Source organism: Glaciihabitans sp. dw_435 (assembly GCF_018449675.1).
Classification (GTDB): Bacteria; Actinomycetota; Actinomycetes; order Actinomycetales; family Microbacteriaceae; genus Glaciihabitans.
Genome location: NZ_JAAVUZ010000002.1, coordinates 115,877 through 137,203, shown reverse-complemented (window position 1 = coordinate 137,203; position 21,327 = coordinate 115,877). Strand labels below are relative to the sequence as shown.

The 21,327-nt window shown below is 65.5% G+C and carries 25 protein-coding genes, 1 tRNA gene and 2 pseudogenes; 11 read left to right on the top strand and 17 right to left on the bottom strand.

The window, feature by feature from the left end:
- Positions 1–2 precede the first annotated feature (2 nt).
- Positions 3–368, top strand: a complete 366-nt coding sequence (locus HB677_RS03545) for a DoxX family protein (RefSeq protein WP_213814293.1) — start codon at positions 3–5, stop codon at positions 366–368.
- Here the strand turns inward: HB677_RS03545 and HB677_RS03540 are convergent, their stop codons facing one another.
- Positions 369–1,037 (bottom strand): hypothetical protein, encoded by a 669-nt coding sequence (locus HB677_RS03540; RefSeq protein WP_213814292.1) that lies wholly within the window; start codon positions 1,035–1,037, stop codon positions 369–371.
- An 80-nt stretch (positions 1,038–1,117) separates the two neighbouring features.
- Positions 1,118–1,513 (bottom strand): hypothetical protein, encoded by a 396-nt coding sequence (locus HB677_RS03535; RefSeq protein ID WP_213814291.1) that lies wholly within the window; start codon positions 1,511–1,513, stop codon positions 1,118–1,120.
- 351 nt (positions 1,514–1,864) lie between these two features.
- Here HB677_RS03535 and HB677_RS03530 point away from each other — a divergent pair, with 351 nt between their 5' ends.
- Positions 1,865–2,461 (top strand): GNAT family N-acetyltransferase, encoded by a 597-nt coding sequence (locus HB677_RS03530; protein WP_213814290.1) that lies wholly within the window; start codon positions 1,865–1,867, stop codon positions 2,459–2,461.
- Positions 2,462–2,563: 102 nt separating this feature from the next.
- Here HB677_RS03530 and HB677_RS03525 read toward each other — a convergent pair whose 3' ends face one another.
- Positions 2,564–2,812, bottom strand: a complete 249-nt coding sequence (locus HB677_RS03525; RefSeq protein WP_147784762.1) for a WhiB family transcriptional regulator — start codon at positions 2,810–2,812, stop codon at positions 2,564–2,566.
- 165 nt (positions 2,813–2,977) lie between these two features.
- Between HB677_RS03525 and HB677_RS03520 the strand changes: the two genes are divergently transcribed.
- Positions 2,978–3,373: a hypothetical protein gene (locus tag HB677_RS03520; protein WP_213814289.1), complete on the top strand. Its 396-nt coding sequence runs from the start codon at positions 2,978–2,980 to the stop codon at positions 3,371–3,373.
- Between the two features lie 59 nt (positions 3,374–3,432).
- On the opposite strand, the gene bcp is transcribed toward HB677_RS03520, so the two are convergent.
- Entirely contained in the window at positions 3,433–3,909 is a 477-nt protein-coding gene (gene bcp, locus HB677_RS03515; protein ID WP_213814288.1) for a thioredoxin-dependent thiol peroxidase, read from the bottom strand.
- Positions 3,910–3,983: 74 nt separating this feature from the next.
- Here bcp and HB677_RS03510 point away from each other — a divergent pair.
- The 3 genes from HB677_RS03510 to HB677_RS03500 all read left to right on the top strand — a co-directional run bounded on the left by HB677_RS03510 (position 3,984) and on the right by HB677_RS03500 (position 4,950).
- Positions 3,984–4,059, top strand: a tRNA-Lys gene (locus HB677_RS03510).
- Positions 4,060–4,243: 184 nt separating this feature from the next.
- Complete coding sequence (locus tag HB677_RS03505; protein ID WP_213814287.1) at positions 4,244–4,648, top strand: VOC family protein; 405 nt, start codon at positions 4,244–4,246, stop codon at positions 4,646–4,648.
- Positions 4,645–4,950, top strand: coding sequence for a helix-turn-helix domain-containing protein (locus tag HB677_RS03500; RefSeq protein WP_213814286.1), 306 nt, complete (start codon positions 4,645–4,647; stop codon positions 4,948–4,950). Before HB677_RS03505 ends, HB677_RS03500 begins: the two co-directional genes overlap by 4 nt.
- 7 nt (positions 4,951–4,957) lie before the next feature.
- Here the strand turns inward: HB677_RS03500 and HB677_RS03495 are convergent.
- Positions 4,958–5,233 (bottom strand): annotated as a pseudogene (locus HB677_RS03495) (VOC family protein); the annotation flags it as partial.
- Between the two features lie 28 nt (positions 5,234–5,261).
- On the opposite strand from HB677_RS03495, the pseudogene HB677_RS18730 reads away from it, so the two are divergent.
- Positions 5,262–5,366: pseudogene (locus HB677_RS18730) on the top strand (BBE domain-containing protein); the annotation flags it as partial.
- Positions 5,367–5,394: 28 nt separating this feature from the next.
- On the opposite strand, the gene HB677_RS03485 reads toward HB677_RS18730, so the two are convergent.
- From HB677_RS03485 to HB677_RS03475, 3 genes are all read right to left on the bottom strand, one after another.
- A complete protein-coding gene (locus tag HB677_RS03485) occupies positions 5,395–6,423 on the bottom strand; it encodes an LLM class flavin-dependent oxidoreductase (protein ID WP_213814284.1) in 1,029 nt (342 codons plus the stop codon).
- 70 nt (positions 6,424–6,493) lie between these two features.
- On the bottom strand, positions 6,494–6,634 hold the full coding sequence (locus HB677_RS03480; protein WP_213814283.1) for a hypothetical protein: 141 nt from the start codon (positions 6,632–6,634) through the stop codon (positions 6,494–6,496).
- A 129-nt stretch (positions 6,635–6,763) separates the two neighbouring features.
- Positions 6,764–7,939, bottom strand: a complete 1,176-nt coding sequence (locus tag HB677_RS03475; RefSeq protein ID WP_213814282.1) for an ATP-binding protein — start codon at positions 7,937–7,939, stop codon at positions 6,764–6,766.
- Positions 7,940–8,003: 64 nt separating this feature from the next.
- On the opposite strand from HB677_RS03475, the gene HB677_RS03470 reads away from it, so the two are divergent.
- The 3 genes from HB677_RS03470 to HB677_RS03460 all read left to right on the top strand — a co-directional run bounded on the left by HB677_RS03470 (position 8,004) and on the right by HB677_RS03460 (position 10,471).
- The gene (locus HB677_RS03470; protein WP_307852466.1) at positions 8,004–8,600 is read left to right on the top strand and encodes an HAD family acid phosphatase; all 597 of its coding nucleotides are present in this window, start codon (positions 8,004–8,006) and stop codon (positions 8,598–8,600) included.
- 117 nt (positions 8,601–8,717) lie between these two features.
- Positions 8,718–9,644: a DMT family transporter gene (locus HB677_RS03465; protein ID WP_213814280.1), complete on the top strand. Its 927-nt coding sequence runs from the start codon at positions 8,718–8,720 to the stop codon at positions 9,642–9,644.
- Positions 9,641–10,471, top strand: a complete 831-nt coding sequence (locus tag HB677_RS03460; protein ID WP_213814279.1) for an NAD(P)H-binding protein — start codon at positions 9,641–9,643, stop codon at positions 10,469–10,471. Before HB677_RS03465 ends, HB677_RS03460 begins: the two co-directional genes overlap by 4 nt.
- Positions 10,472–10,475: 4 nt before the next feature.
- Here HB677_RS03460 and HB677_RS03455 read toward each other — a convergent pair whose 3' ends face one another.
- The 3 genes from HB677_RS03455 to HB677_RS03445 form a co-directional block, all read right to left on the bottom strand.
- Positions 10,476–11,405: a LysR family transcriptional regulator gene (locus HB677_RS03455; protein ID WP_213814278.1), complete on the bottom strand. Its 930-nt coding sequence runs from the start codon at positions 11,403–11,405 to the stop codon at positions 10,476–10,478.
- A gap of 48 nt (positions 11,406–11,453) precedes the next feature.
- The gene (locus tag HB677_RS03450; protein WP_213814277.1) at positions 11,454–12,476 is read right to left on the bottom strand and encodes a hypothetical protein; all 1,023 of its coding nucleotides are present in this window, start codon (positions 12,474–12,476) and stop codon (positions 11,454–11,456) included.
- A 77-nt stretch (positions 12,477–12,553) separates the two neighbouring features.
- A complete protein-coding gene (locus HB677_RS03445; RefSeq protein ID WP_213814276.1) occupies positions 12,554–13,444 on the bottom strand; it encodes an oxidoreductase in 891 nt (296 codons plus the stop codon).
- Between the two features lie 263 nt (positions 13,445–13,707).
- Between HB677_RS03445 and HB677_RS03440 the strand changes: the two genes are divergently transcribed.
- Positions 13,708–14,724, top strand: coding sequence for an aldo/keto reductase (locus HB677_RS03440; RefSeq protein ID WP_213814275.1), 1,017 nt, complete (start codon positions 13,708–13,710; stop codon positions 14,722–14,724).
- Between the two features lie 75 nt (positions 14,725–14,799).
- On the opposite strand, the gene nagB is transcribed toward HB677_RS03440, so the two are convergent.
- The 6 genes from nagB to HB677_RS03410 all read right to left on the bottom strand — a co-directional run bounded on the left by nagB (position 14,800) and on the right by HB677_RS03410 (position 21,211).
- Entirely contained in the window at positions 14,800–15,570 is a 771-nt protein-coding gene (gene nagB / locus HB677_RS03435) for a glucosamine-6-phosphate deaminase (RefSeq protein ID WP_213814274.1), read from the bottom strand.
- Positions 15,571–15,572: 2 nt separating this feature from the next.
- On the bottom strand, positions 15,573–16,580 hold the full coding sequence (locus HB677_RS03430; protein ID WP_213814273.1) for a Gfo/Idh/MocA family protein: 1,008 nt from the start codon (positions 16,578–16,580) through the stop codon (positions 15,573–15,575).
- Positions 16,581–16,585: 5 nt separating this feature from the next.
- Entirely contained in the window at positions 16,586–17,578 is a 993-nt protein-coding gene (locus HB677_RS03425) for a Gfo/Idh/MocA family protein (protein ID WP_213814272.1), read from the bottom strand.
- A gap of 25 nt (positions 17,579–17,603) precedes the next feature.
- Complete coding sequence (locus HB677_RS03420) at positions 17,604–18,914, bottom strand: MFS transporter (RefSeq protein WP_307852465.1); 1,311 nt, start codon at positions 18,912–18,914, stop codon at positions 17,604–17,606.
- The gene (locus HB677_RS03415; RefSeq protein WP_213814271.1) at positions 18,907–19,929 is read right to left on the bottom strand and encodes an ROK family protein; all 1,023 of its coding nucleotides are present in this window, start codon (positions 19,927–19,929) and stop codon (positions 18,907–18,909) included. The genes HB677_RS03420 and HB677_RS03415 overlap by 8 nt, the downstream gene beginning before the upstream one ends.
- 61 nt (positions 19,930–19,990) lie before the next feature.
- The gene (locus HB677_RS03410) at positions 19,991–21,211 is read right to left on the bottom strand and encodes an ROK family transcriptional regulator (protein ID WP_213814270.1); all 1,221 of its coding nucleotides are present in this window, start codon (positions 21,209–21,211) and stop codon (positions 19,991–19,993) included.
- Between the last annotated feature and the right edge of the window lie 116 nt (positions 21,212–21,327).

The following is a 21,327-nucleotide window of genomic DNA, read 5'->3' as shown; positions in this document are numbered from 1 at the left end:
CCATGCAGGTCGCCTACTGGATCGTCGCCGGACTACTCGCGTTCTTCTACCTCTACTCGGGCGGGACGAAGATCGTGCAGAGCAAGGAGAAGCTGCAACCAATGATGAAGTGGCTCGACGTCACTCCCATGGCCGCGGTGCGGGCGATCGGTATCGTCGAGGTTCTCGGTGCGATCGGTCTGATTTTGCCCCCGCTGACGAACATCGCGCCGGTGCTCGCCCTGGTCTCCGCCATCGGGTTCGTTCTCGTGCAGATCGGCGCGATCATCGTGCACCTCGCCCGCGGGGAGGCACGTCAGCTTGGCCTCAACATCGGGCTGCTGGTTCTTGCCGGTGTCGCGATCTGGCTCGCGACTATCTGGCTCTAGCTAGTCCGAGGGGCCGGATCTGCCGGCCTCGGCCCGCAGCTGAATGCTCATCTGCTCTTCGTACGACCCCGGCAGAGGCTCGGGTGTGTGCAGCACGTACTCGATCGCCTGGTCACGGTCGAGGTTGCTCGGCCGCTTCATCCAGTCGTAGCGTCCGGTCGTGTCGTAGCGATCGTGGGCAACCTCGGGCAATTGCACGCTGGACTCACGGAGAATCTGCGCGACGAGCTCACGATCTGCGTGCCCGAGTACCGGCAGCAATGGCGAGCGAAGACAGACCCTGGCGAGACGGCTGCCGGATGACCCGAACTCGAGAAATACGTCGAGACGCCCGCCGTCTCGCCACCCCTCGACAAGCGCGGTATCGATCTCGGAGAAGTCGGTAACCTGCCGGCCGACGCGCATTCGTTGCGCTGCCATCTTCACGAGGGGGTGACGGCCGGTACCTCCGCCCGACAGCCACACCGCTGCCGCGACTACGAGGGCACCAGCCAGCCCGAGCCCCAGGGCCGGGAGCACTCCGAGCGAGTCCGGCCCGGCGAACTCCGACAGCGTGGTGAAGACGATCCAGCTCAGCGCGGGTGCTCCGTATTGATAGGAGCGGGCGCGAAGGCGTTGCTCCCGGGTTATCTTCCCCAGGGGCATCCACTTGTCACTACCTTCGTGCACAAGCGGAGTCAACGCGAGGGATGCGGCGATGTCAATTCGCGGCGCTAGTAATGTCCTGGCGGCGCACCCCGAGAGTGCCGTTAGGCAGGCGTCGGTACCTGAGCTGCGGTGGGGCGCTCAAAACGTTCGCCGGGTGCGGGTGTGTGCAGCACGTACGCGATGGCCTCGTCGCGATCGAGGTAGTGGGATCGGTTGACCCAGTTCACGCGGTCCCAGTCGGTGGAATCGGGTCCCGGGCGCTCGGGAAGCCTTACGTTGGACTGGCGAAGGATCTCGGCGATGATGTTCCGGTCGTCGTCGCCGATCACCCGGCGCGAAGGCGATCGAAGCCTGACCTTCGCCAACTCTTTCCCGATCTTTCCGAACTGCATATAAACGTGCGCGGCACCGCCGTCGCGCCAGCCCTCCACCATGACCGTGTCAATGTCAGAAAATCTGGTGCGGAGACCCCTCACGCGGATGCGTCGCGTCGCCATTTTCACGAAGGGTGTTCGGCGCTGTTGAAAGAGAAATCCCGGGGTCAGCAACATCCAAACGATGGGCAATACCGTCCAAACCCACGACGTGTGTTGAGGACCGTGACCGTCGCTCCTGATGTCGAGTGTCAGAGGCCACACGAGGGATAGGAGAAGAGCCCAGGCGACTGCGGGAGCCCAATAGACGAAAACGCGTCGGGCAAGAGACATCCCACCGATCAGGATCCATCGGTCTTGCCGTTCCCCCATATGCAGAGCTAACTGCGTGAGCCAGCCTCATGTCAACTGAGCGCCGGATTGTGGGAGTCGGATCCATTGAGAGGTCCACCTCTCGTGCGCTTAACTCATCCCATGACCGACAAGCGGATCGCGCCCGGCACCGACTTCACCGTCAGGCCGCTCGACACGACGACATGGCCCGCGTTCGCGAACCTCGCCGAGAAGAACCATGGAGTGTGGGGCGGATGCTGGTGCATGGGGTTCCACGTCAAGGTCGGGCCAGGCCGAACCGCTGCACAGAATAAATCCGACAAGGAGAAGCTCGTTCACGAAGGTCGCACCCACAACGCACTGGTCTTTGACGGCGACGAGTGTGTGGGATGGTGCCAGTTCGGATCTCCGGCGGAGCTGCCCGAGATAAAGAGCAAGCGACTCTATATAAAGGAGTTGCGTGCACTGCCGGCCTGGCGCATCACCTGTTTCTTCACCGGCACGGGGCATCGCGGAAGGGGAGTGGCAAACGCAGCACTCGGAGGAGCGATCATCGAGATCGCCCGTCGCGGCGGGGGAGTGGTCGAGGGGTACCCCGAAGAGACGGATGACCGCAGGGTGTCCGGGTCATTCCTTCACACAGGCCCGATGGCGGCGTTCGAGAGCCACGGCTTCGCGCGCACACGCCAGATCTCACCGCATCGCTGGGTGGTCACCCGGGTCGTGCACCCTGCCTGAGGTCACAACCTGGGGCAGTAGTAACGCAGCAGATACGACAGAGGCCGTACACGCAACAAACCCGCCCGGACCTAAGTCCGGACGGGCTTGAGGGCGAAAGAATTAGGAAGCGCGGCGGGCGCGAGCAGCTCGACGCTTGAGTGCGCGGCGCTCGTCTTCGCTGAGGCCGCCCCAGACGCCTGAGTCCTGGCTGGTTTCGAGTGCGTACTGGAGGCACATCTCGGTGACGGAGCAACGTGCGCACACCGCTTTTGCCTTGTCGATCTGGTCGACGGCCGGTCCAGTGTTGCCAACCGGGAAGAAAAGCTCGGGATCTGCGGTGAGGCAGGCTGCTTTATCGCGCCAATCCATAGGGGGTACTCCTTTAAATGATGCATTTATTGCATAGGTCATCGACCTGAAAGTGGGGTAAGGAAAGAGTTCGGGACTCGCCACAACCTTGTGGACGTCAAATCAACCTCACCTAGGCTCTCATATTGGATAGTTCAAATCAATAGTTTTGTATGGGATGTAGCTGTGAGCGATGTACGCAAGCCACCACTGATCTACGCGCTTGCCGCGATTCTCTTCGCCGAGTGCGCCCTGCTGGTGATCGCGACGGTGTACCTCATCATCGAATTACTGGTCGCCACGCCGGCCTCCTACGCGAGCGCGTTCTTCCTCACCCTGCTCACCGCGATCGCTGCCGTATGGCTCGGCTTCATCGCCGTGCACACCCTGCGCGGCAGCTCCTGGATCCGCGGCGCAGCCATCACCTGGCAGATTTTGCAGATCGCAATCGGCTTCGCAGCCTTCCAGGGAATCTTTGGAACAGCGGATGTCGGGTGGCTGTTGGTCATCCCCTCCGTCATTGTCATCGTCCTGCTGTTCACCAAACCCGTGCTGAAGGCCACCACGCGCCCGGAGCGCTAACAGAAACGCCCCGCCACCCGTGAGGGCGGCGGGGCGTTTCTACGCGCTGTAGAGGATGACTACGCGTCGATCCCCAACTTCTTGCGCAGGCTCGCCACGTGGCCGGTTGCCTTCACGTTATACAGCGGAAGCGAGACCTTGCCGGTCTCGTCCACCGCAAACGTCGAGCGCAGCACGCCCGTGACGGTCTTGCCGTAGAGCGACTTTTCGCCCCACGCACCGTACGCGTCGTGAATGGCGTGCTCGGGGTCGCTCAGCAGGGGGAAGTTCAGCCCCTGCTCGCTCTGGAACTTCTTCAGCGCGGGTGCCTCATCCCGCGAAATCCCCAGCACCTGGTAACCGGCCGACTTCAGCGAATTAATGTTGTCGCGGAAATCGCAGGCTTCCGTGGTGCAACCTGGCGTCGAGGCGGCCGGGTAGAAGTACACAACTACCTTCTGGCCTGCATAATCAGCGAGCGAAACGGATGCACCGTCCTGATCGTTCAGCGTGAATGCCGGGGCGACATCTCCCGCTTCGAGTCGTGCATTAGTCAAGATTCGCTCCTTGCGTCGTTCGGGTGTCCTCAGTCATGCTAATGTTTCATCTCGGTCCTGCAGTTACGGATCACGCACCTCTAGCTCAATTGGCAGAGCAACTGACTCTTAATCAGTGGGTTCCCGGTTCAAGTCCGGGGGGGTGCACCACAAAGAAGCCCCTCATCAGCAGTCCTGCTGGCGACGGGCTTCTTTCTTTTCCGCTTACTCGCCCAATTGCTCGCAGGTCACGGCTCAAGCGCTTTCTTGCGTCGCGCACCTCACGCCGGACGGTGTGGGCGGATGCGAGCACAGGGTCTTGACACCGCACTTCCATTTTGGAAGTGTGATTCGCATGAGCCTATTCATCACTTGCCCGGTCGACAGCGTTGAGCGCGCGACCGCTTTCTACACGGCTCTCGGTTGGACCCTCAACGCCGAGATGTCGGATCACAACGTGTCGTGCTTCGCGATCGCGTCTGAGCAGTACGTCATGCTCGGCAGCCGGGAGATGTACGCGAGCGTCGGCGGCACCGAGGAGTTGATCGGAGGCCCCGACACCCCCTCGAAGGTCACAGTCTCGTTCGACCTCGGCAGCCGCGAAGCGGTCGACGAACTCGTCGAGCGCGCTGGGGTCGCCGGCGGTCGGATCGGCGACACCGACGACTATCCCTTTATGTACCAGCGTCAGTTCGACGACCTCGACGGCTACCACTATTCGCCGTTCTGGATGAAACCGGACGCTGATCCGGCCACGTGAGTGACCTGGCTGCGGCCCTCGACATCGTCGGCGCACGGTGGGCCCTCCTCATAGTGGAGCAGCTGCTTGACGGGCCGCAACGATACGGCGATCTGCAACGAAACCTCGGAATGGGTACGAACATGCTCGCGACCCGCTTGAGAGAACTCGAAGCGGCTGGCGTCCTCTACCGCTTACCCCTGCGCCACAACACTCGGGCCTATGCGTTGACGCCGCGCGGGCTAGCCCTACGTGCGACGATCGACGCCCTGGGACGCTGGGGTGAGAATGGTTCGGAGCATGAAGCCAGCGATGAGCCGTAGCTCGTGGTCAGCGCGGAAGTACCGCGAAGAGCGAGTGAATGTTGCCCTCCGGGTCGGCGAAAAAAACCGTGAAATGACCCCAGCCCGTCTCGGCGGGTGAGGCGATCGGCGCGCCACCGTGGTCCACGACCCTGCGGAATGCCAGCTCGACATCCGACCGGTTGGCGCACTCGAAGTTGAGCTCAAACGCCTGGTTTCCGCGGGGCGCCCTGAACGACGGGTGATCCGACGTGTTCCCGCTCATGAGACTGCGGCGGAATATGGCCAGCCGAATCCCGGGTGCGTCGAAGGCGACGTAGTATCGGACGAATTACACGAGGCTCGCCCAGGTGAAAGCGAAGTATGACCTCGACAACTTCTTCCACGTGGACCAGAACATCGCGCCCGACTCGAGCCGTCGGCAGCCGACAGGGTAGCTTTCTGCCGAACCCGTGGTCGTGGCCGTTATACGTCGCTGCGGGACCACCCCAACAGCGGTCCAAGAACGCCCGCGATATCGGTGAGGATTTGCGTGTAGTCGTCCGCTTCGAACGAGAACGGCAGCGCGAACACCACCTCGTCGACGGCCTGATATCCAGCGTGAGCGCGGAGGGCGTCGGCGATGTGTTCGGACGTGCCGACCAGGTCGGGAGCGAACAGCATGCCGGCCGGTCCCTGTGGCGATGTGGTCCGGGGAAAGCGCGCCTCGGCGTACGCCTGGTACTTCGCGATCTGCTCGGGTGTTGCGCTGTCGGTGGGAATGACAACAAGTCCCTGTGATGCTCGAGCGGCTTCGCCGAGGGGATGGCTCTGGCGGAACAGATCAATCTGTCCACGCTGGATGCGGGCGAAGTCAAAGTCAACGTCGTCTTCGGCGCGTACGACGCTGCTGCTGAGCAGGTTGAGGCCCTGCTCACCGGCCCACTTCGCCGAGGACAGACCGGCTGCGCCGTACCAGACACGGTCGATGAGCCCGGGGGAGCGCGGCTGAATTCGCGTGGAAAAGACCTCGATGCCCTCCTTGCCTTCAAACGTGCTGACGGGCTTGCCGCGCAGGTTGTCCAAGAGGCGGATGACACGGTCGTAGCCGAAGTCCTCGGTCTCCCAGGAGTTCGGGTACAGAGCTTCCTTGATGTCGTCGAAATGCGTCGGCTTCCCAACACTGAAGCCGGGGTTCAGCCGGCCGTGGCTCAACACGTCGACCGTCGCGAGATCCTCCGCTAGGCGGAACGGGTTCTCCAAGCCGAGCGGGATCACGGCCGTGCCGAGTTCGATGCGCGTCGTTCGCTGGCTCGCGGCGGCGAGCACCGCCACCGGGGAAGAAATGCCGTGCTGCAGGTGTCGATCGCGCAGCCAGGCGCTGTCGAAGCCGAGCTGCTCACCGAGCTCGATGACGCGCAGCGTGGTGTCATGGCCGCCGAACGGATCACTCTCGTCGAAGGACCCGATCGTTAGGAATCCAAGCTTTGCGAGGGGGCGATCGGCGTAGTCCATGGTGTCCATTATTGTGCCAACAACAATTCGTGCGTCGCGGTGTGACGCCGTGAGGCAAAGCGATGAGCGGTCACATCGGTTCGACGACGGATCCCTCGCCTGGGATGCCTGATTCTTTGATGAGTGGATGCCTCGCGCCGGCGGGCCACTCGCGATAGCTGCGGAACTGCAGCGGGAGTCCCCGCGCGATCGAGATGTCTGCGGAGTCCATGGCCTGCACGTGCACGTGGGGCTGCGTCGGGCAGGGCCAGCACCACGTAGTTGCCCGCGACGACCGTGGCATCCGCTGGGGAAGGAATGGGGTGGACGAGAGCTCGTCTGAGTGCCCGGAACCGGGCGGCTACTCGGAGCGGGGGAGGATGATCCAGACTTCGGCACCACCGAGGGGTGAGTCGCCGATGCCGATGGTGCCGCCGTGTGCCTCGACGATGCGGCGGCAGGTCGAGGGGCCGATGCCCAGGCCCGGGGCGTCCTCTTCGTCGCCGCGCTCCATCAGGCCGAAGACCCGCTCGCGCTGGGCGACGGGTACCCCCGGGCCGTTGTCATCGACCGTGATGCGCCAGGTTGCGTCCAGCGGGACGGCGTGAATGTCGACCTGGGGCGTCACTCCGGCAGCATGGCCGAACTTCACCGCGTTGGCGATGAGGTTCTGGAACAGCGCCCGCAGAAGTGTGGGATCGCCGGTGAGCTGGATGTCGGCGTCAACGGTCACGGTCGCCCCGGTTAACGTGAGTCCCGGGGTGAGGTCGTCGGTCACCGTGTCAATGATGTCGGCGAGCACCAACGCCTGGCGGCGGGGGTGTGCGCCGCCGATGCGGGCGAAGCTGAGGAGGTCACCGATCATGGTGTCCATACGGGTTGCGGCGGCGTCTGCGCGAGCAAGGGCGTCAGCGACATCCGGTGCCGCAACAACTTCAGGGCTGTCGGCGGCGATCTCGATGAATCCTGCGACAGCCGTCAGCGGGTTACGCAGGTCGTGGCTGATCTGGCCGGCGAATCGCTCGAGCTGGTGGTTGGACTCCTCGAGCTCACGGCTGGTGCGGCGCAGCTCGAGCACGTCAACGATCTGATGGGCGATGAGGTCCAGGCCGTGCCGGAGCTCGTCGGTCAGGTCACGCACGTGGGTGTCGAAGATGCAGATGGTTCCGATGGGGATACCTGCGGGCGTGATCAGCGGGCTCGACGCGTAAAACCGCACGTTTCCGATGACACCGGTGACGAAGGGGTTACTGGCGAATCGAGGGTCCTGCGAGGCATCGGGAACGACAAGAAGACCGGGCGAGCGAAGAGCCACCGCACACATGGAATCCTCGATGGCGCAAATTTCGGCGTTAACGCCGGTCGCGGCGATTTGGTACTGCTTCTCATCGTCGATGATGTTGATCACCGCGGTGCTGACACCGCTGAGGGTCGCAGCCAATTCAACAAGGCCCTGGAGATCCTCCTGCTGCGGAGCGTCGATCACCCGGTACGAAGCAATCGCGTCGCGCCGTGTCTCGGCCTGTAGAGCTGTCACTGGTTCCCCCTTGTGCACTCCCTATTGTGACAGTCCGTCCTGTACGGCGGTTGTCTCTGGCGATGTGGGGTCCGAAATCCGACTAGGGTCGTTCTCCGCCCACGCCACGAAAGCAGGAGAGACGATGCGCCCGAACGCTGTGATCTTCGACGTCGACGGCACCCTGTGTGACGTGCGGAGCGTTCTGCACCACGTCGTTGCGCCCGTGGGGGAGACGCGGTTCACGAAGAACTTCCACAAGTTCCACGCCGACTCGATCGACTGCCCGCCGAACGCGGCCGTCGTTCAGGCATTGCGACGCGCGGCCGCGGCCGGGTTCACGATCCTGATCGTCACGGCGCGGGAAGACAAGTGGTCGTTCCTGACCACCCTGTGGCTTGCGGACAACGGCATCGAGTTCGACGAGCTGTTCATGCGGAGAAAGGGCGACTTTCGCCCCGATGCCGAGATCAAGCGGGAGATCGAACGCACCATCCGGAAGCGCTTCAGCGTTCGCCTGGCCGTCGACGATCGCGCGGACATCATCGAGGTCTGGCATGCGGCAGGCATACCGACGGCGAGGGTCACGGTGCGGGGAACGGTTCGCCCCACTGAATGGCCAGCGGATGCCCCGGCCGACCGATCCCTCGAGCAGACCCTCTCCGGTCTGATCAACGCCTGACGAAGCTCGCCGGATGCGGAGCGCTAGCGATCGCGCGGGGAAAGGCAAACACCGACTGTGGTTGCACGCAATAAAAACTAAATAGACGTGAGCTGTTCGACGCCGCAAGCTTCGAGCATGACTTCTTCACGGGTGCTGGCCGCGGGACTCGGCGTCGTCGTCCTCTGGGCGAGCGCCTTTCCCGCGATCAGCGTGGCCGCGCCTGACATGGGCGTCATCGGACTGTCGTTTGTGCGGCTGGTCGTTGCGTCGGCGGTACTGGTGTTTGCGGCGCCGTTCCTCGGGGTGCGGTTCCCGGCGCGCCGTGACCTCGCCCTGGTCGTGGCATGCGGCTTCTTCGGGATGACCGCGTACCAGTTGCTGCTCAACTCGGGCGAGCTGTACGTTCCGGCCGGGACATCCAGCATCATCGTCGCGGCAGCGCCGCTCGTGTCGGTGGGAATCGCCGCCATCGCGTTCAAAGAACGACTCAGTGTCATCCGCATCCTCGGCAGTCTGGTTGCCATCGCCGGCGTGCTTCTTGTCTGCCTTGCCCGCGCCGGTATCAGCCTGAGCGGCGCGGTCTGGATCATCGTCGCGGCCATGGTGGTGCAGGGCGTGTACCACCCACTGTCGCGCCTGCTGCTGCGCACGTACAGCGCCATCGAAGTCGCGACCTACGCAATGGTCGCCGGGACGATCATGACTCTGCCGGTGGTCCCGTCCGGCTGGACCGAGATTGTGTCGTCCGGTCCCGAGGCATGGGTCGCGGGAATCTATCTGGGGTTGCTGCCGTCCGCCCTCGGTTTCGTGTTGTGGGGCTATGCCGTCGCGAGACTTCCGGTCGTGGCATCCACCTCTCTGCTCTATCTCGTGCCTGCCGTCGCGGTACTCATCTCGTTCCTGTGGCTCGGAGAGATTCCCGTGCCCAGCGAATTACTGGGCGGCGCCGTGATCATCGCGGGTGTCGTGTTCATCAGTCAGGGTGATCGGTTGATCGGGCGGCTTCGACGGCGGCCCACTCCCGCATCCCCCACCCCTATCTCCGAAAGGTTGCACTCGTGAGCACGTTCTTGATTCTTGGAGGCACCGGCAAGGTCGGAAGCCGCACTGTTCGGCAGCTTCGGGCCGGTGGGCACACCGCGCGCGTGGCGAGCAGGACGGCGGGCGACGTTGTCTTCGACTGGCGAGATGAGTCCACGTACGAACCTGCGGTCCGCGGAATCGACGGCATCTTCATCGTCGGGCCGGGCTCCGCAAAGGACTGGTCGGCATCGCTGACGCTGCTGCTGCAGATCGCGTCGGCGGCGGGTGTCTCGAAGGTCGTTTTCCTGTCGGCCCGGGGCGTCGAGTTCCTTCCCGATGGCGCCGTCGCCCGCGCCGAGCGTGCCCTCACGGCGGGAGCTGTGCCGTGGGTGATTCTGCGGCCGACCCACTTCGCCCAGAACTTCACCGAGGCAATGTTCGTTCCGGTCGGCGGTGTTATCGCCGCTCCGGTGGCGGACGGTGCCGAGCCGTTCATTGATGTCGAGGACATTGCCCAGGTTGCTGCGCGCCTCCTGACGGTCGATGAGTGGATGAACCGGACGGTCGAGATCTCGGGTCCGGCCGCGATCACTTTTGCCGAGGCTGCGCGGGTGCTCAGTGCCCGGTCGGGAGCGAACGTTTCGTTCGTTGACGAGGAGCCTGAGAGGCACGCGGATCGCCTTCGCGCGGCGGGCACACCGGAGGGATACGTCGAGTGGCGGATGGCCATGCTCCGGGGCATCCGCTCGGGAAATGATTCCTACCTCAGCGACGGAGTGCAGGACGTGCTCGGCCGGCCGGCCGGGTCGTTTGACGAGTGGGCAGTGCGGGAAGCGAGCGCCTTGTCGGACGGAAGCCTGGGCTAACGGGTCATGCAGTCCTCTCGGGCCTGGGTAGCGCTGCCGCTGCTGCCGTGGCGATGGCGTTCGAGATGATGCGGAGTCCGGCGTCGGATTCCGATGCGCGACGCGACACCAGCATGATGTTGCGGTAGATCGGTACCGCGAGATCGAACAGGGCAACGCCGGCGGGAAGGTCGATGGTGCCGAGCTGCGGAATCAGGGCGACGCCCATCCCTGCGGCGACGAGTTCGAGCTGGACCCGATAGTTGGTGGCCTCCGCGACGGTGCGTGGTTCGAAGCCCGCGAGGTCGGTGGCGCGGTGAACCATGTCGAAACAGGTCCACTCGCGGCTGGGGACGATCCAGTTGTGCTCGGCAAAATCGGAGAGATTGACGACGGTGCCGGAGGTGCGGGACCAGTCTGTTTCGTTGACCGCGAGCCGGACCGTCTCCGTGGCGATCTGCTCCACCACAAGGCCGGCACCCCCGATCGGCGGCATGTTGGAGTACGAGTGCGCGACGGCCAGCTCGATCTCGCCCGCGACGAGCGCCGGAATGCAATTGCTGGGCTCGAGTTCGATCAGCCGCAGTTCGATTCCGGCGGTGTCGGACGCGGTGATGGCTTTCCAGGCGGCGGGGATAATTGCCCGGGCAGCGGTGGGGAATGCTCCCACCCGATAGGTGCCGACGGCCCCCTCGCGAAGCGTGGCTGCTTCCATCTCGGCGACGGAGAGCATGTCGACGATGCTGCTGCCGTGTCGGGCAAGAACGTGGCCGGCGGGGGTGACCACCACGCGGCGCCCCTGCTTTTCGGTGAGCTTGACGCCGATTTCGCGCTCGAGGGTGGCCAGCTGCATCGAGATTCCAGGTGCTGTGAGGTTCAGCGATCGGGCGACGGCGGCGATTGTCCCGAGACGGTCGAGTTCGGACAGCATGTTGAGCTTGCGGATGTCTAACACAAAGTTCTGTTTAGCGTGGATGGGATGAGAAGTAAACCGAGATCGTTGTTATCGGTAGAACAAGGAGATGACGCCGTAGATGCCGAGGGCGAGGGGAGCGGCGATCGAGAGGATGCTGCCGGCAGTGAGCCGCACGCGCAGGCGGCGACCTTCTTCAGCGAGCTGGGCTCCGGGAAGCGCCCTGTCGTCGCTGTAGCGCCGGGTCTGGCGGGTGGCCTTGGCGCCGAGCGCATCCGTGAGCGTGAGCATCGCGGCGAACCGGCGCGGTTTCCAGAGGCGCCACGGGTGACCGACGTACAGGATCAGGGAGCCGTCGACGAGTTCGATCTCGCAGTCGGCAGCAACGTCGATCATCAGGGCCATGAGGTCGGGCGTGAAGATGTACAGCGCGTCACGCTCGTATCCTTCGGGGCAATACAGGGTGAAGTGCCGGTCGAAGTCGCCCTCGAGACTCAGGCGTTGGTTGTGACGGAATCGCGATCCGCTTGAGCGGAGTACCCGCGACCGGCGGTTCTCCAGAACGATGTGCGGCGTTGTACGTTCCAGCCGAATCTGGACAAATCCGGCGCGGCGGGGAGTGAGCCCGGCGCTCAGCGCGAATGTAGCCGCGGCGAAATCCAGGTCGGAGCCGACGTCAGTGGTGACAACGTCGGTGGCGAACTGGCGCCCGGGCCGCTGGAGCACGGTGCCAGCGAAGCGAGACACGGCTTCGCGCTCGGAATAGAGGAGTCCGCTGGCGGACGCGAGACGGTCAACCCGCACCTGCCTGGCGATATTGCGCCAGATGAGCCATCCGAGAAATCCCGTGTACAGGGCAGTTGCCACGCAGAACCACGCGAACACCTGGCGTTGGGTCGCCGCGTCTAGGCCAGAGGCGGGAAGAATCACGCGGATAAAGATGACCTGTGCCACGAGGTAGACGAGAACGATCAGCGTCGTCGCCGACCAGCGGCGGGAAGGCGTGGTGGAGTGGCGGCGGTAGTAGGCGGCTACGTCCCGCAGCGAGACGGCTGGGCTCGAGGCATCCGCAATGCTCCCGTGTGCGGGGGCCGGGTGACGGGCGGTCGTCATGCGTCGAGCCTAGAACCCCGAGCCCCGAGCGTCCTCCCGCCGGGTGGGAAAGTTCAGCTCCGGCGGGAGGTGGGCGGTCAGACGGCGGCGGGCGTCGACTCGGTCGCGATCGCGTCGAGCTCGGCCACGATCTCGGCGGAAAGCTCGAGGCTTGCACCGGCGATGTTGTCGCGCAGGTGCGCGGCCGACGAAGTACCCGGGATCAGCAGGATGTTGGGTGAGTGCTGCAGCAACCACGCGAGGGCCACGGCCATCGGGGTCGCGTTCAGTCGGGACGCGACGGCTCCGAGAGTCGTGGACTGCAGTGGGGAGAAGCCACCGAGTGGAAAGTAGGGCACGTACGCGATGCCCTGCGCGGCGAGGGACTCGATGAGCGAGTCATCCGCCCTGTTGGCAATGTTGTAGAAGTTCTGCACGGACACGATCGGGGCAATCGCCTGGGCCTCGGCGATCTGCTCGGCGTTGGCGGTGCTGATTCCGAGGTGGCGGATGAGTCCCTCCTTCTGCAGGCCGGCGAGCACCGCAAACGGTTCGCCGATGGACCCGGGAATGGGACTGTCGAATCCGCCGACCCGCAGGTTGACGAGGTCAAGGGCATCCACGCCGAGGTGGGTGATGTTGCCGAGCACCTGCTCGCGCAGCGAGGTGGCCTCGACGTTGTGCACCCAGGCGCCAGCGTCGTCCCGAACGGAACCGACCTTGGTCACGATGCGCAGGTCGGACGGGTACGGGTGCAGCGCCTCCTTGATCAGCTGGTTCGTGACGAACGGGCCGTAAAAGTCGGCGGTATCGATGTGGGTGATGCCGGCATTGATCACGGCGCGCAGCACGTCGAGCGCTCCGTCGTGGTCAGCGGGCGGGCCGAAAACGTTGGGACCTGCCAGCTGCATGGCGCCGTAGCCCATGCGGGTGACGGTCAGGTCATCGGCGAGGGTGAAGGTGCCGCCGGGAAGTGTGGGGGAAGTCATGTGAATCCTTTCGTTGCGTGACTCCACTCTGCGCTCGCCGCCGGAATCTAGCGAGTGCCCCGGTGTTCCTGTGAGTGCGAGGGACACGCACGGGCGGTGGGCGAGTGGATGTCGCGGCGAGGGGTGCCCTGACAGGCACTGTTTCCCGGGCCCACGCGGACCTACCGTTGATAACGACGGCGGACCGATCCGGGTTCCGCACATCGACCGCGCACGACCCGTCCGGTCCGCGCGCGGGGACGAATGACAGAAGGAAGCAACAGATGGATTACCGCCTCTTGGGACGCACGGGCGTGAAGGTCAGCCCGCTTGCGCTCGGCACCATGATGTTCGGCGAGTGGGGCAATAAGGACGTGGATGACTCGGTCCGGGTCATCCATCACGCACTGGATGCCGGCATCAACTTCGTCGACACGGCCGACGTGTATTCGGGCGGCGGGTCCGAAGAAATCGTTGGCAGGGCGCTCAAGGGCCGCCGCGACGGTGTCGTGCTCGCCACCAAGTTCTTCATGCCGATGGACGACCAGCCAAACCACGGCGGCGGCTCGCGCCGGTGGATCATGCAGGAGGTCGAAAACTCACTGCGCCGCCTGGGCACCGACTACATCGACCTGTACCAGGTGCATCGTCCGAGCGACACGATGGATGTCGAGGAGACCCTCGGCGCGCTCACCGACCTCGTGCATCAGGGCAAGGTTCGCTACATCGGATCATCGTCGTACGCCGGCAGTCAGATCGTCGAGGCGCAGGTCGTCTCCCGTGACCGCAACCTCTCGCGGTTCGTCACCGAACAGCCGCCATACTCGATCCTGGTGCGCGGGATCGAGCAGGACGTGCTGCCCACGACCCAGCGCTACGGCATGGGAACCCTCACCTACAGTCCGCTCGCTGGCGGCTGGCTCTCGGGCAAGTGGCGCAAAGACACCCCGCCCGTCCCCGTCTCGGGCGCGCGCCCGAACGCGCGGTTCGACATGTCGACGGTCGCCAACCAGCAGAAGCTCGAGATCGTCGACGCGCTCGCCCAGGTGGCGGACGAGGCCGGAATCACCATGATCGAGCTCGCCATCGCGTTCGTGATCAATCACCCGGGCGTGACCTCGGCAATCATCGGTCCGCGCACGATGGAGCAACTGGAGTCGCAGCTCACCGCCGCCGATGTCACGCTGTCCACCGAGATCCTCGACCGCATCGACGAGCTCGTCGCTCCCGGCGTCACGCTCAACCCGGATGACAACAGCTACGGCGCGACCGAGCTGGCCCCGGAGGCCCGGCGCCGTTAAACAGCAGGGGGTGGATGCCTCGGCGCCGCGGTTACCCGCGCCCCGGGGCATCCACCCTCCCGCATTAATTCGTGGTTAGCGCTGCCAGTCCGGACGGTTGGCCGCCACGAAGTCGTAGTACTCGCGCAGGGTGAGCTCGGAGGCCGCCTCCTCGTCGAGGAGCAGGATCGCATCGGGGTGCAGCTGCAGCGCCGAGCCGGGGCACATGCTGCTGACCGGGCCCTCGACCGAACGCGCGATGGCGTTCGCCTTCTGCGTGCCCTGCGCCACGAGCACAACCTTGCGGGCGTCGAGGATCGTGCCGAGCCCCTGCGTCATGCAGTGCATGGGCACGTCGTCGATGCTCGGGAAGAAGCGGGCGTTGTCCTCGCGGGTCGCGGGGGTCAGCGTCTTGATGCGGGTGCGCGATGCCAGCGACGACGTCGGCTCGTTGAAGCCGATGTGGCCGGAGCCACCGATCCCCAGGATCTGCAGGTCGACGCCTCCCGCCGCGGTGATCTGCTTTTCGTAGTCGAGCGCAGCCTGCTCGAGATCGGCCGCGTTGCCATCGGGCACGTGGACGTTCGCCGGGTCGAGGCGCAGGCGTTCGGTGACCTCGCGGTGGATAACTGCGTGGTAGCTCTCGGGGTGCTCGTAGGGCAGGCCGACGTACTCGTCGAGCGCGAACGCCGACAGGCCCGACAGCGCGGGAACCCAGCGGCGCTCGAGGGCCGCGTACACGGGAAGGGGGGAGGATCCCGTCGCGACACCGAGCACGTTGAGGGATCCGCGTGCGACGTCGCGCAGGATGATGTCCGCCGCGTAGTCGCCGATCTCCTCCGCCGACTTCAGGATGATGACCTGCATGATCAGTCCTCCACGATCGTGACGGTGCCGCCGGTGGACGCCGACTCCTGGGCGGCCAGGACGATCCGCAGGGTGCGAAGCCCGACGGCTCCATCGGGCTGCGGCGGGATGCCACTGCGCACGCCATCGAGGAAGGTGCCGACCAACGACGCGTCGAAGTTCGGACCGTAGGGCAGCTCGATGGGACGACCGGACGCCGTGTCTAGGCCGCGGGCGCGGGGGCCGAAGAAGTCGAGATCGACGGTGCCGTTGGTGCCGGCGACGGTCATCTTCACCCCTCCCCAGGTGGGCGCGCTCTCGGGGCGGCTCCACGAACAATCGATCGCGGCGATTACGCCGTTGTCGTAGGTGATCGTGACGAGGCCCGCGGTCTCGGCCTGTGCGCGGTCGGCGTGCAGCTTCTGGTTGGTGATCGCCGTCACGGAGACGGGTGCGGCACCCATGAGGCCCTCAAGCAGGTCCGCGATGTGCACGACGTGGTCGACGAGCGCTCCGCCGCCGGACAGCGCCGGGTCGGTGAACCATGACCGTGCGACCGGAAGCTTGCCGTTGTTGCTGCCGCGCACGGTGATGACCTGGCCGAGCAGCCCGTTGTCGTAGTCGGCCTTGAGCTTGAGGAACGTGCTCGCGAACCGCACGGGGAACGCGACCATCAGCATCACGCCGGCGGCCTCCGTCGCCGCGAGCATGGCCTTGCCGTCCTCGAGCGTGGTCGCAAGCGGCTTCTCGCACAGCACGTGCGCGCCGGCAGCGGCGGCGAGCTCGACGTGTTCGCGGTGGTGGGCATTCTCGCTGGTGACGATCACCGCGTCCGGCTTCCAGGCCAGGAGCTCCTCGTAGCTGTCGACGTACCCGACGCCGAGGGCGTCCGCGAAGGCGCGGCCGCGCAGCTCCCCCTCGGGGTGGGTTCCGGGGTCGGATGCCAGCAGGGTCACCGTGGGGTCCGCGAGCAGAAGCTCGACGTAGCCGCCCGCATGCGTGTGGGCGAAGGACATGATGGCTACCTTCATCGGATTCACTTTCCCGTCTCGGTCAGGTCGACCGGCTGGCCGGTTTCGAGGGAGGTCAACGCCGCGTTGGCGAGGCGAACGGCTTCCGCGCCATCGCGATCGGTCACCCGTGGCGCCGGTCCACCGGCGAAGGCAGCGGTGAACTCGCGGATTTCGACGAAGTAGGGATTCTCGGCCGGGTCGACATCGGGCAGCAGCCCGCCCTGCGCGGTCGTCGCCGCGAGGTTGGCGACGTAGTTCTTCTCCGCGGCGGAGGAGTGCTCGAGGCTGCCGAGCGTGCCGGTCACCGAGTACTCGGTGGTGAACACGACGTGCGCCGGACCCCAGAGCCCGGCGATGTGGCTGATCGCGCCGGAGGCGTGGGTCAGCAGCACGTGGGCGGCCTCGACGGGAGCCTCGGGAGTTCCGGCCCGGGTGGAGATGGCGGAGACCCGCGTGACCTCACCGGCGACCCAGCGGGCGATGTCGATGTCGTGGATCATCTGGTCCATGATGATGCCGCCGGACAGCGCGCGATCGGCGAACCACGGCGTGCGGGTCGGGAACGCACCCGACCGCGAGAAGCGCAGCACCGCGAGGTCGCCGAGCACGCCGGATTTCACTGCCTCGTACAGGCGCACGTACTCGGGGAAGAACCGCACGACGTGTGCGGGGTACAGGCTGCGACCAGTGGATGCCGCGAGGGCGACGAGCTCCGACGCCTCCGCGTCCGTGCGGGCAAGCGGCTTCTCGGAGATGACGTCCTTGCCCGCTTCCAGGGCGCGCTTGACGAGCCCGAAGTGGGTGAAGGTCGGGGTGGCAACATCGACGTAGTCGACGAGGTCGAGCAGCTCTTCGAGCGTGTCGACGACGGTGCCGCCGTAGCGCGCAACGAGATCGGGCGCGCCTTCTTCGGAGTAGACGTACACCTCTGCCCCGAGGGCCAGGAGGTGGGGGAGATGGGAATTGCTGATGCCACCGGCGCCGATGAGGCCGATCTTGAGCGGGGAGGTTGTCATGGTGTGTCTTTCCATCACTGGGTGGTTAGCGGACAGTGGTCTGTCGACGTTCGGAGAGAACGTCGCGGATTCGGGGAACATGAACACCGAGGGTCTTCATGTGGGCACGGGTGCGGCCGCGCTCGCGCAGCAGGCCGATGATGCCGATCGCCCAGATGGGGAACTGCACCAGGAACGCGAGCTTGAACGCGTCCAGCGTGTAGGTCGCGGGGGTTCCCGCTCCCTGCAGGTCCATCGCCAGACCGATGAGGAAGATCGCGATGACACCGGCAAGAAAACCGCCGCCGTTCACGATTCCCGTGGCGGTGCCGAGGCGACTCGCCGGGTTATGCGCTCGGGTGAAGTCGAAGGCGATCATCGACCCAGGGCCGCCTGCGCAGAGCGCGAGCCCCAGTAGCACGAGCACGGCGAACGGTGCCCGTCCCGGCCACAGGATGACGAGCAACCACGCCGCCGCCTGCCCTCCGACGACGAGCAGCACGAGCCATGAACGACGCAGCGGATGGCGGGCCGAGAGGGTGCCGATGATGGGACCGGCGATCGCGCCGAACACGACGTACAGCGTGAAGATGGTCGAGGCAGCGGCGGCGGACAGCCCCTCGCCCTGCATGAGGAACGGATAGCCCCAGAGAATCGCGAACGCGGTGCCGGCGAACGGTGTTGAGAAGTGCGACCAGAAGGCGAGGCGGGTGCCGGGATGCCTCCAGGCCTCGGTGAACCCGCGGCGAAGGTCGTGTCTTGCCGTCACGACCGTGATGGCCCCGGTGACCGCAGGAGCATTGCGGATGACGGCAAACGCGAGGATGGCGGCGAGCACGCCGAGCGCACTGAGTGAGGCGAACGCGGTCGGCCACGTGGTCGCATGCAGCAGGGCGGCGAGCGGGATGACGCTGATGATCTGCCCGAATTGCCCGAGCAACCCGGTGATCTGGGTGATGATCGGGGTTCTGCGCGGGGTGAACCAGGCGCCGATCACCCGGAGGATCGCCGGGAAGATCGCGGCGTCTCCCGCGCCGAGCAGCACGCGGGCCCCGATAGCGAGATTGACGTCGAGCGTGAACGCCATCAACAGCTGGCCGGCAGCCATGACGACGAGACCGACGGCCATGACCTTGCGGGAGCCCCACCGGTCGAGCAGCAGCCCCACGGGGATCTGCAGGGCGCCGTAGACGAGGAGCTGGAGCACTGCGAACAGCGCGAGCGTCGAGGCATCCGCATGGAACCGCGCAGCGGCATCGGTGCCCACCGCGGAGAGCGAGGTGCGGTTGGTGATGGAGATGACGTAGGCGAGTACTCCGGCGATCCAGACCAGGAGGGCGCGGTTGCGGCTAGCCACCGATGACTCCGATCGCCCGGTCGGCACGGGAGTCCGAACCGATCAGCTCGCGGTGAAGGCTCAGGGCGAAGTCATTGTCGAGGGGTGTACCGCTCCACCCGAGCACCGCGGCGCCCACCAGCCCTGCCTCGGAGTCCAGGGCGGACTGCAGGATGCGGGGCACGGTGCGCCAGGTGAGACGTCGCCCGACGAGGCTCCGCAGGGGATCGAGCAGGAGGTCCCCGGCGCGGGACAGCCCGCCACCCACGACCACGGCGGAGGGATCGAGCACCGCCGACAGCGACACGATGCCGATCGCGAGGGCGTCGACCGCGTCCGCCCACACCCGCGCGGCGATGGGATCCGTCGCGATGGAGGCCGCGATATCGGGCGTCGAGGTTGCGCTGGTTCCGCCCAGCTTTCCGTACCGGGCGAGGATGTTGCTCGCCGAGGCATACACCTCGATGCAGCCGTGCTGTCCACAGGTACACAGTTCGCCGCCGGGAATCACCGGCATGTGGCCAAATTCGCCTGCCGCGCCAGTCGCGCCGACGACCAGCATGCCGGAGGTGACGACCGCGGCCGAGACACCCGTGCCGATGGGGATGAAGATGAAGTCGCGGAATGCTGCGTGATCGTCGGCATGGGCGGCGCGTTCCGCGATGGCGCCGGCGCGGGCGTCGTGCTCGACGTGCACGGGGACGCCGAACTCCTGCTCGAGCAGGCTCTTCAGCGGCAGCGTATTCCACCCGAGGTTCGCGGCAAAGACGATGGTGCCGGTGGCCGCGTCCACGAGACCCGGTGAGGCGATTCCGATGCCGGCGGGGGCGTGTCCGAGGTCTTCCGCTTCCGTGTGGAGCAACCGGAGAAGCGCGCGAACCCCGGCGAACGCGTTGTCGCCCACCGCAAACGTCCCGACAGTGCTCTCGGTCACGACCCGGCCATCCCGATCAACGGCGGCGCCCTTGAGGGTGGTGCCGCCGATGTCGATCGCCAGCGCAACGGGCAGTCGCTCTGGCTGGTGCGGGTGGGTCACAAAAAGCTCGCAGTTCTCTTGGCCGGTGGTGAGGGGCGGATGGCAGTCAGGCAGTGCGCCGTCAGGCGCTCTGTCTCGTCGTCGCATCGTCGAGGTCGCGCGCACGTCTCTCGATTCGGGCGGGCGCGAGCACCTCTTCGAGGATGAGCTGAGATGCACCCCGCACACCGGCGTCTCCCGGACGTCGTGCCGCGCGAACCTCGAGGTCATTGGCAACGAGAGGGAGGCAGCGCTGGAAGAGTTCCGCCCGGATGGCCGCAACGAGGGGAGCAGACGCAGACATCGCACCTCCCAGTACGACATCACGGGGATTGAAGAAGTTGACGATCGAGGACAGCACGCCGCCGATCGACGTGCCCGCGCTGCGGAGGATGTCGAGCACACGGGCATCCCCGTTCCTGCCCAGCTCCACTACCTCGCTGGCGGTGCGCACGTCGTACCCGAGCAGGCGCAGGCGTGCCACGATGGCGCCACCACTGGCGACGGATTCGAGGCAGTTGGCTGTTCCGCACACGCAGGGGATCGTGGATTCGCCGATGACCGCCGTGTGGCTGATCTCTCCGGCGGCTCCCCCGACACCGCGGTGCAGGCGTCCGGCCGAGACGATGCCGCAGCCGATGCGGGTTCCGAGCTTGATCGCGAGCAGCTGGTCGAGTTCCGGGTGGTCCTCGGAGCGTTCGGCCAGCGCGATGAGGTTTGCGTCGTTCTCCACGAGAACGGGGATGTCGGTGTGCGCGGCGAACAGGGTGGGCAGGTCGGCGTTGTGCCAGCTGGGCATAAAGGACGGCAGGATGACCCGTCCGCTCGGGTACTCGATGGGCGCGGGCAATCCGATGGCCACACCGAGAAGCAGGTCGGCATCCAGGTCGTTGCGCTCGATGAGGGAGGTGAGTCCCTGCCAGAGAGTTTCGACCGCGGCATCCGGTCCCTCATCAATGGCAACGGGGAGGTCCTCGACCACGATCAGGTTCCCGGCGAGATCGGCGAGGGCCACCTGCACGTGGTTGGCGCCGACGTCCATGGCGCCCACGTATCCCGAGGAGGCACCGATTTCGAGGGAGCGTGCCCGGCGTCCGCCGCGCGACTGCTCGTCGCCGCCCTCTGACACGAGACCGAGACGCACGAGGGCGTCCACGCGCAACGACACGGTGGACGGAGCAAGTCCCGACAACCGGGCGAGCGCCGATCGCGATGTTGCCTCACCGGCACGGATCAGGCGGAAGATGTCGCCGACCGAACCCGGTGCGTAGTCGAGGTCCCGAAAGAGGGTGGTACTGGTCATGGCTCCACACTAGATGCATAAATCGAACGAAGATGCCCGATTCATGAATTACTTCAGCTTGCAATCAAACGGTAACTCGTCTGAAACATACGAACCATAGCTTTTATGACACACAG

Excerpts from the sequence above, each read along its gene's own strand:
- HB677_RS03545 (WP_213814293.1), top strand. The coding sequence starts at position 3 with ATGCAGGTCGCCTACTGGATCGTCGCCGGACTACTCGCGTTCTTCTAC.
- HB677_RS03535 (WP_213814291.1), bottom strand. The coding sequence starts at position 1,513 with ATGGCGACGCGACGCATCCGCGTGAGGGGTCTCCGCACCAGATTTTCT.
- HB677_RS03530 (WP_213814290.1), top strand. The coding sequence starts at position 1,865 with ATGACCGACAAGCGGATCGCGCCCGGCACCGACTTCACCGTCAGGCCG.
- HB677_RS03525 (WP_147784762.1), bottom strand. The coding sequence starts at position 2,812 with ATGGATTGGCGCGATAAAGCAGCCTGCCTCACCGCAGATCCCGAGCTT.
- HB677_RS03505 (WP_213814287.1), top strand. The coding sequence starts at position 4,244 with ATGAGCCTATTCATCACTTGCCCGGTCGACAGCGTTGAGCGCGCGACC.
- HB677_RS03485 (WP_213814284.1), bottom strand. The coding sequence starts at position 6,423 with ATGGACTACGCCGATCGCCCCCTCGCAAAGCTTGGATTCCTAACGATC.
- HB677_RS03480 (WP_213814283.1), bottom strand. The coding sequence starts at position 6,634 with ATGGACTCCGCAGACATCTCGATCGCGCGGGGACTCCCGCTGCAGTTC.
- HB677_RS03465 (WP_213814280.1), top strand. The coding sequence starts at position 8,718 with ATGACTTCTTCACGGGTGCTGGCCGCGGGACTCGGCGTCGTCGTCCTC.
- HB677_RS03450 (WP_213814277.1), bottom strand. The coding sequence starts at position 12,476 with ATGACGACCGCCCGTCACCCGGCCCCCGCACACGGGAGCATTGCGGAT.
- HB677_RS03445 (WP_213814276.1), bottom strand. The coding sequence starts at position 13,444 with ATGACTTCCCCCACACTTCCCGGCGGCACCTTCACCCTCGCCGATGAC.
- HB677_RS03440 (WP_213814275.1), top strand. The coding sequence starts at position 13,708 with ATGGATTACCGCCTCTTGGGACGCACGGGCGTGAAGGTCAGCCCGCTT.
- nagB (WP_213814274.1), bottom strand. The coding sequence starts at position 15,570 with ATGCAGGTCATCATCCTGAAGTCGGCGGAGGAGATCGGCGACTACGCG.
- HB677_RS03430 (WP_213814273.1), bottom strand. The coding sequence starts at position 16,580 with ATGAAGGTAGCCATCATGTCCTTCGCCCACACGCATGCGGGCGGCTAC.
- HB677_RS03425 (WP_213814272.1), bottom strand. The coding sequence starts at position 17,578 with ATGACAACCTCCCCGCTCAAGATCGGCCTCATCGGCGCCGGTGGCATC.
- HB677_RS03410 (WP_213814270.1), bottom strand. The coding sequence starts at position 21,211 with ATGACCAGTACCACCCTCTTTCGGGACCTCGACTACGCACCGGGTTCG.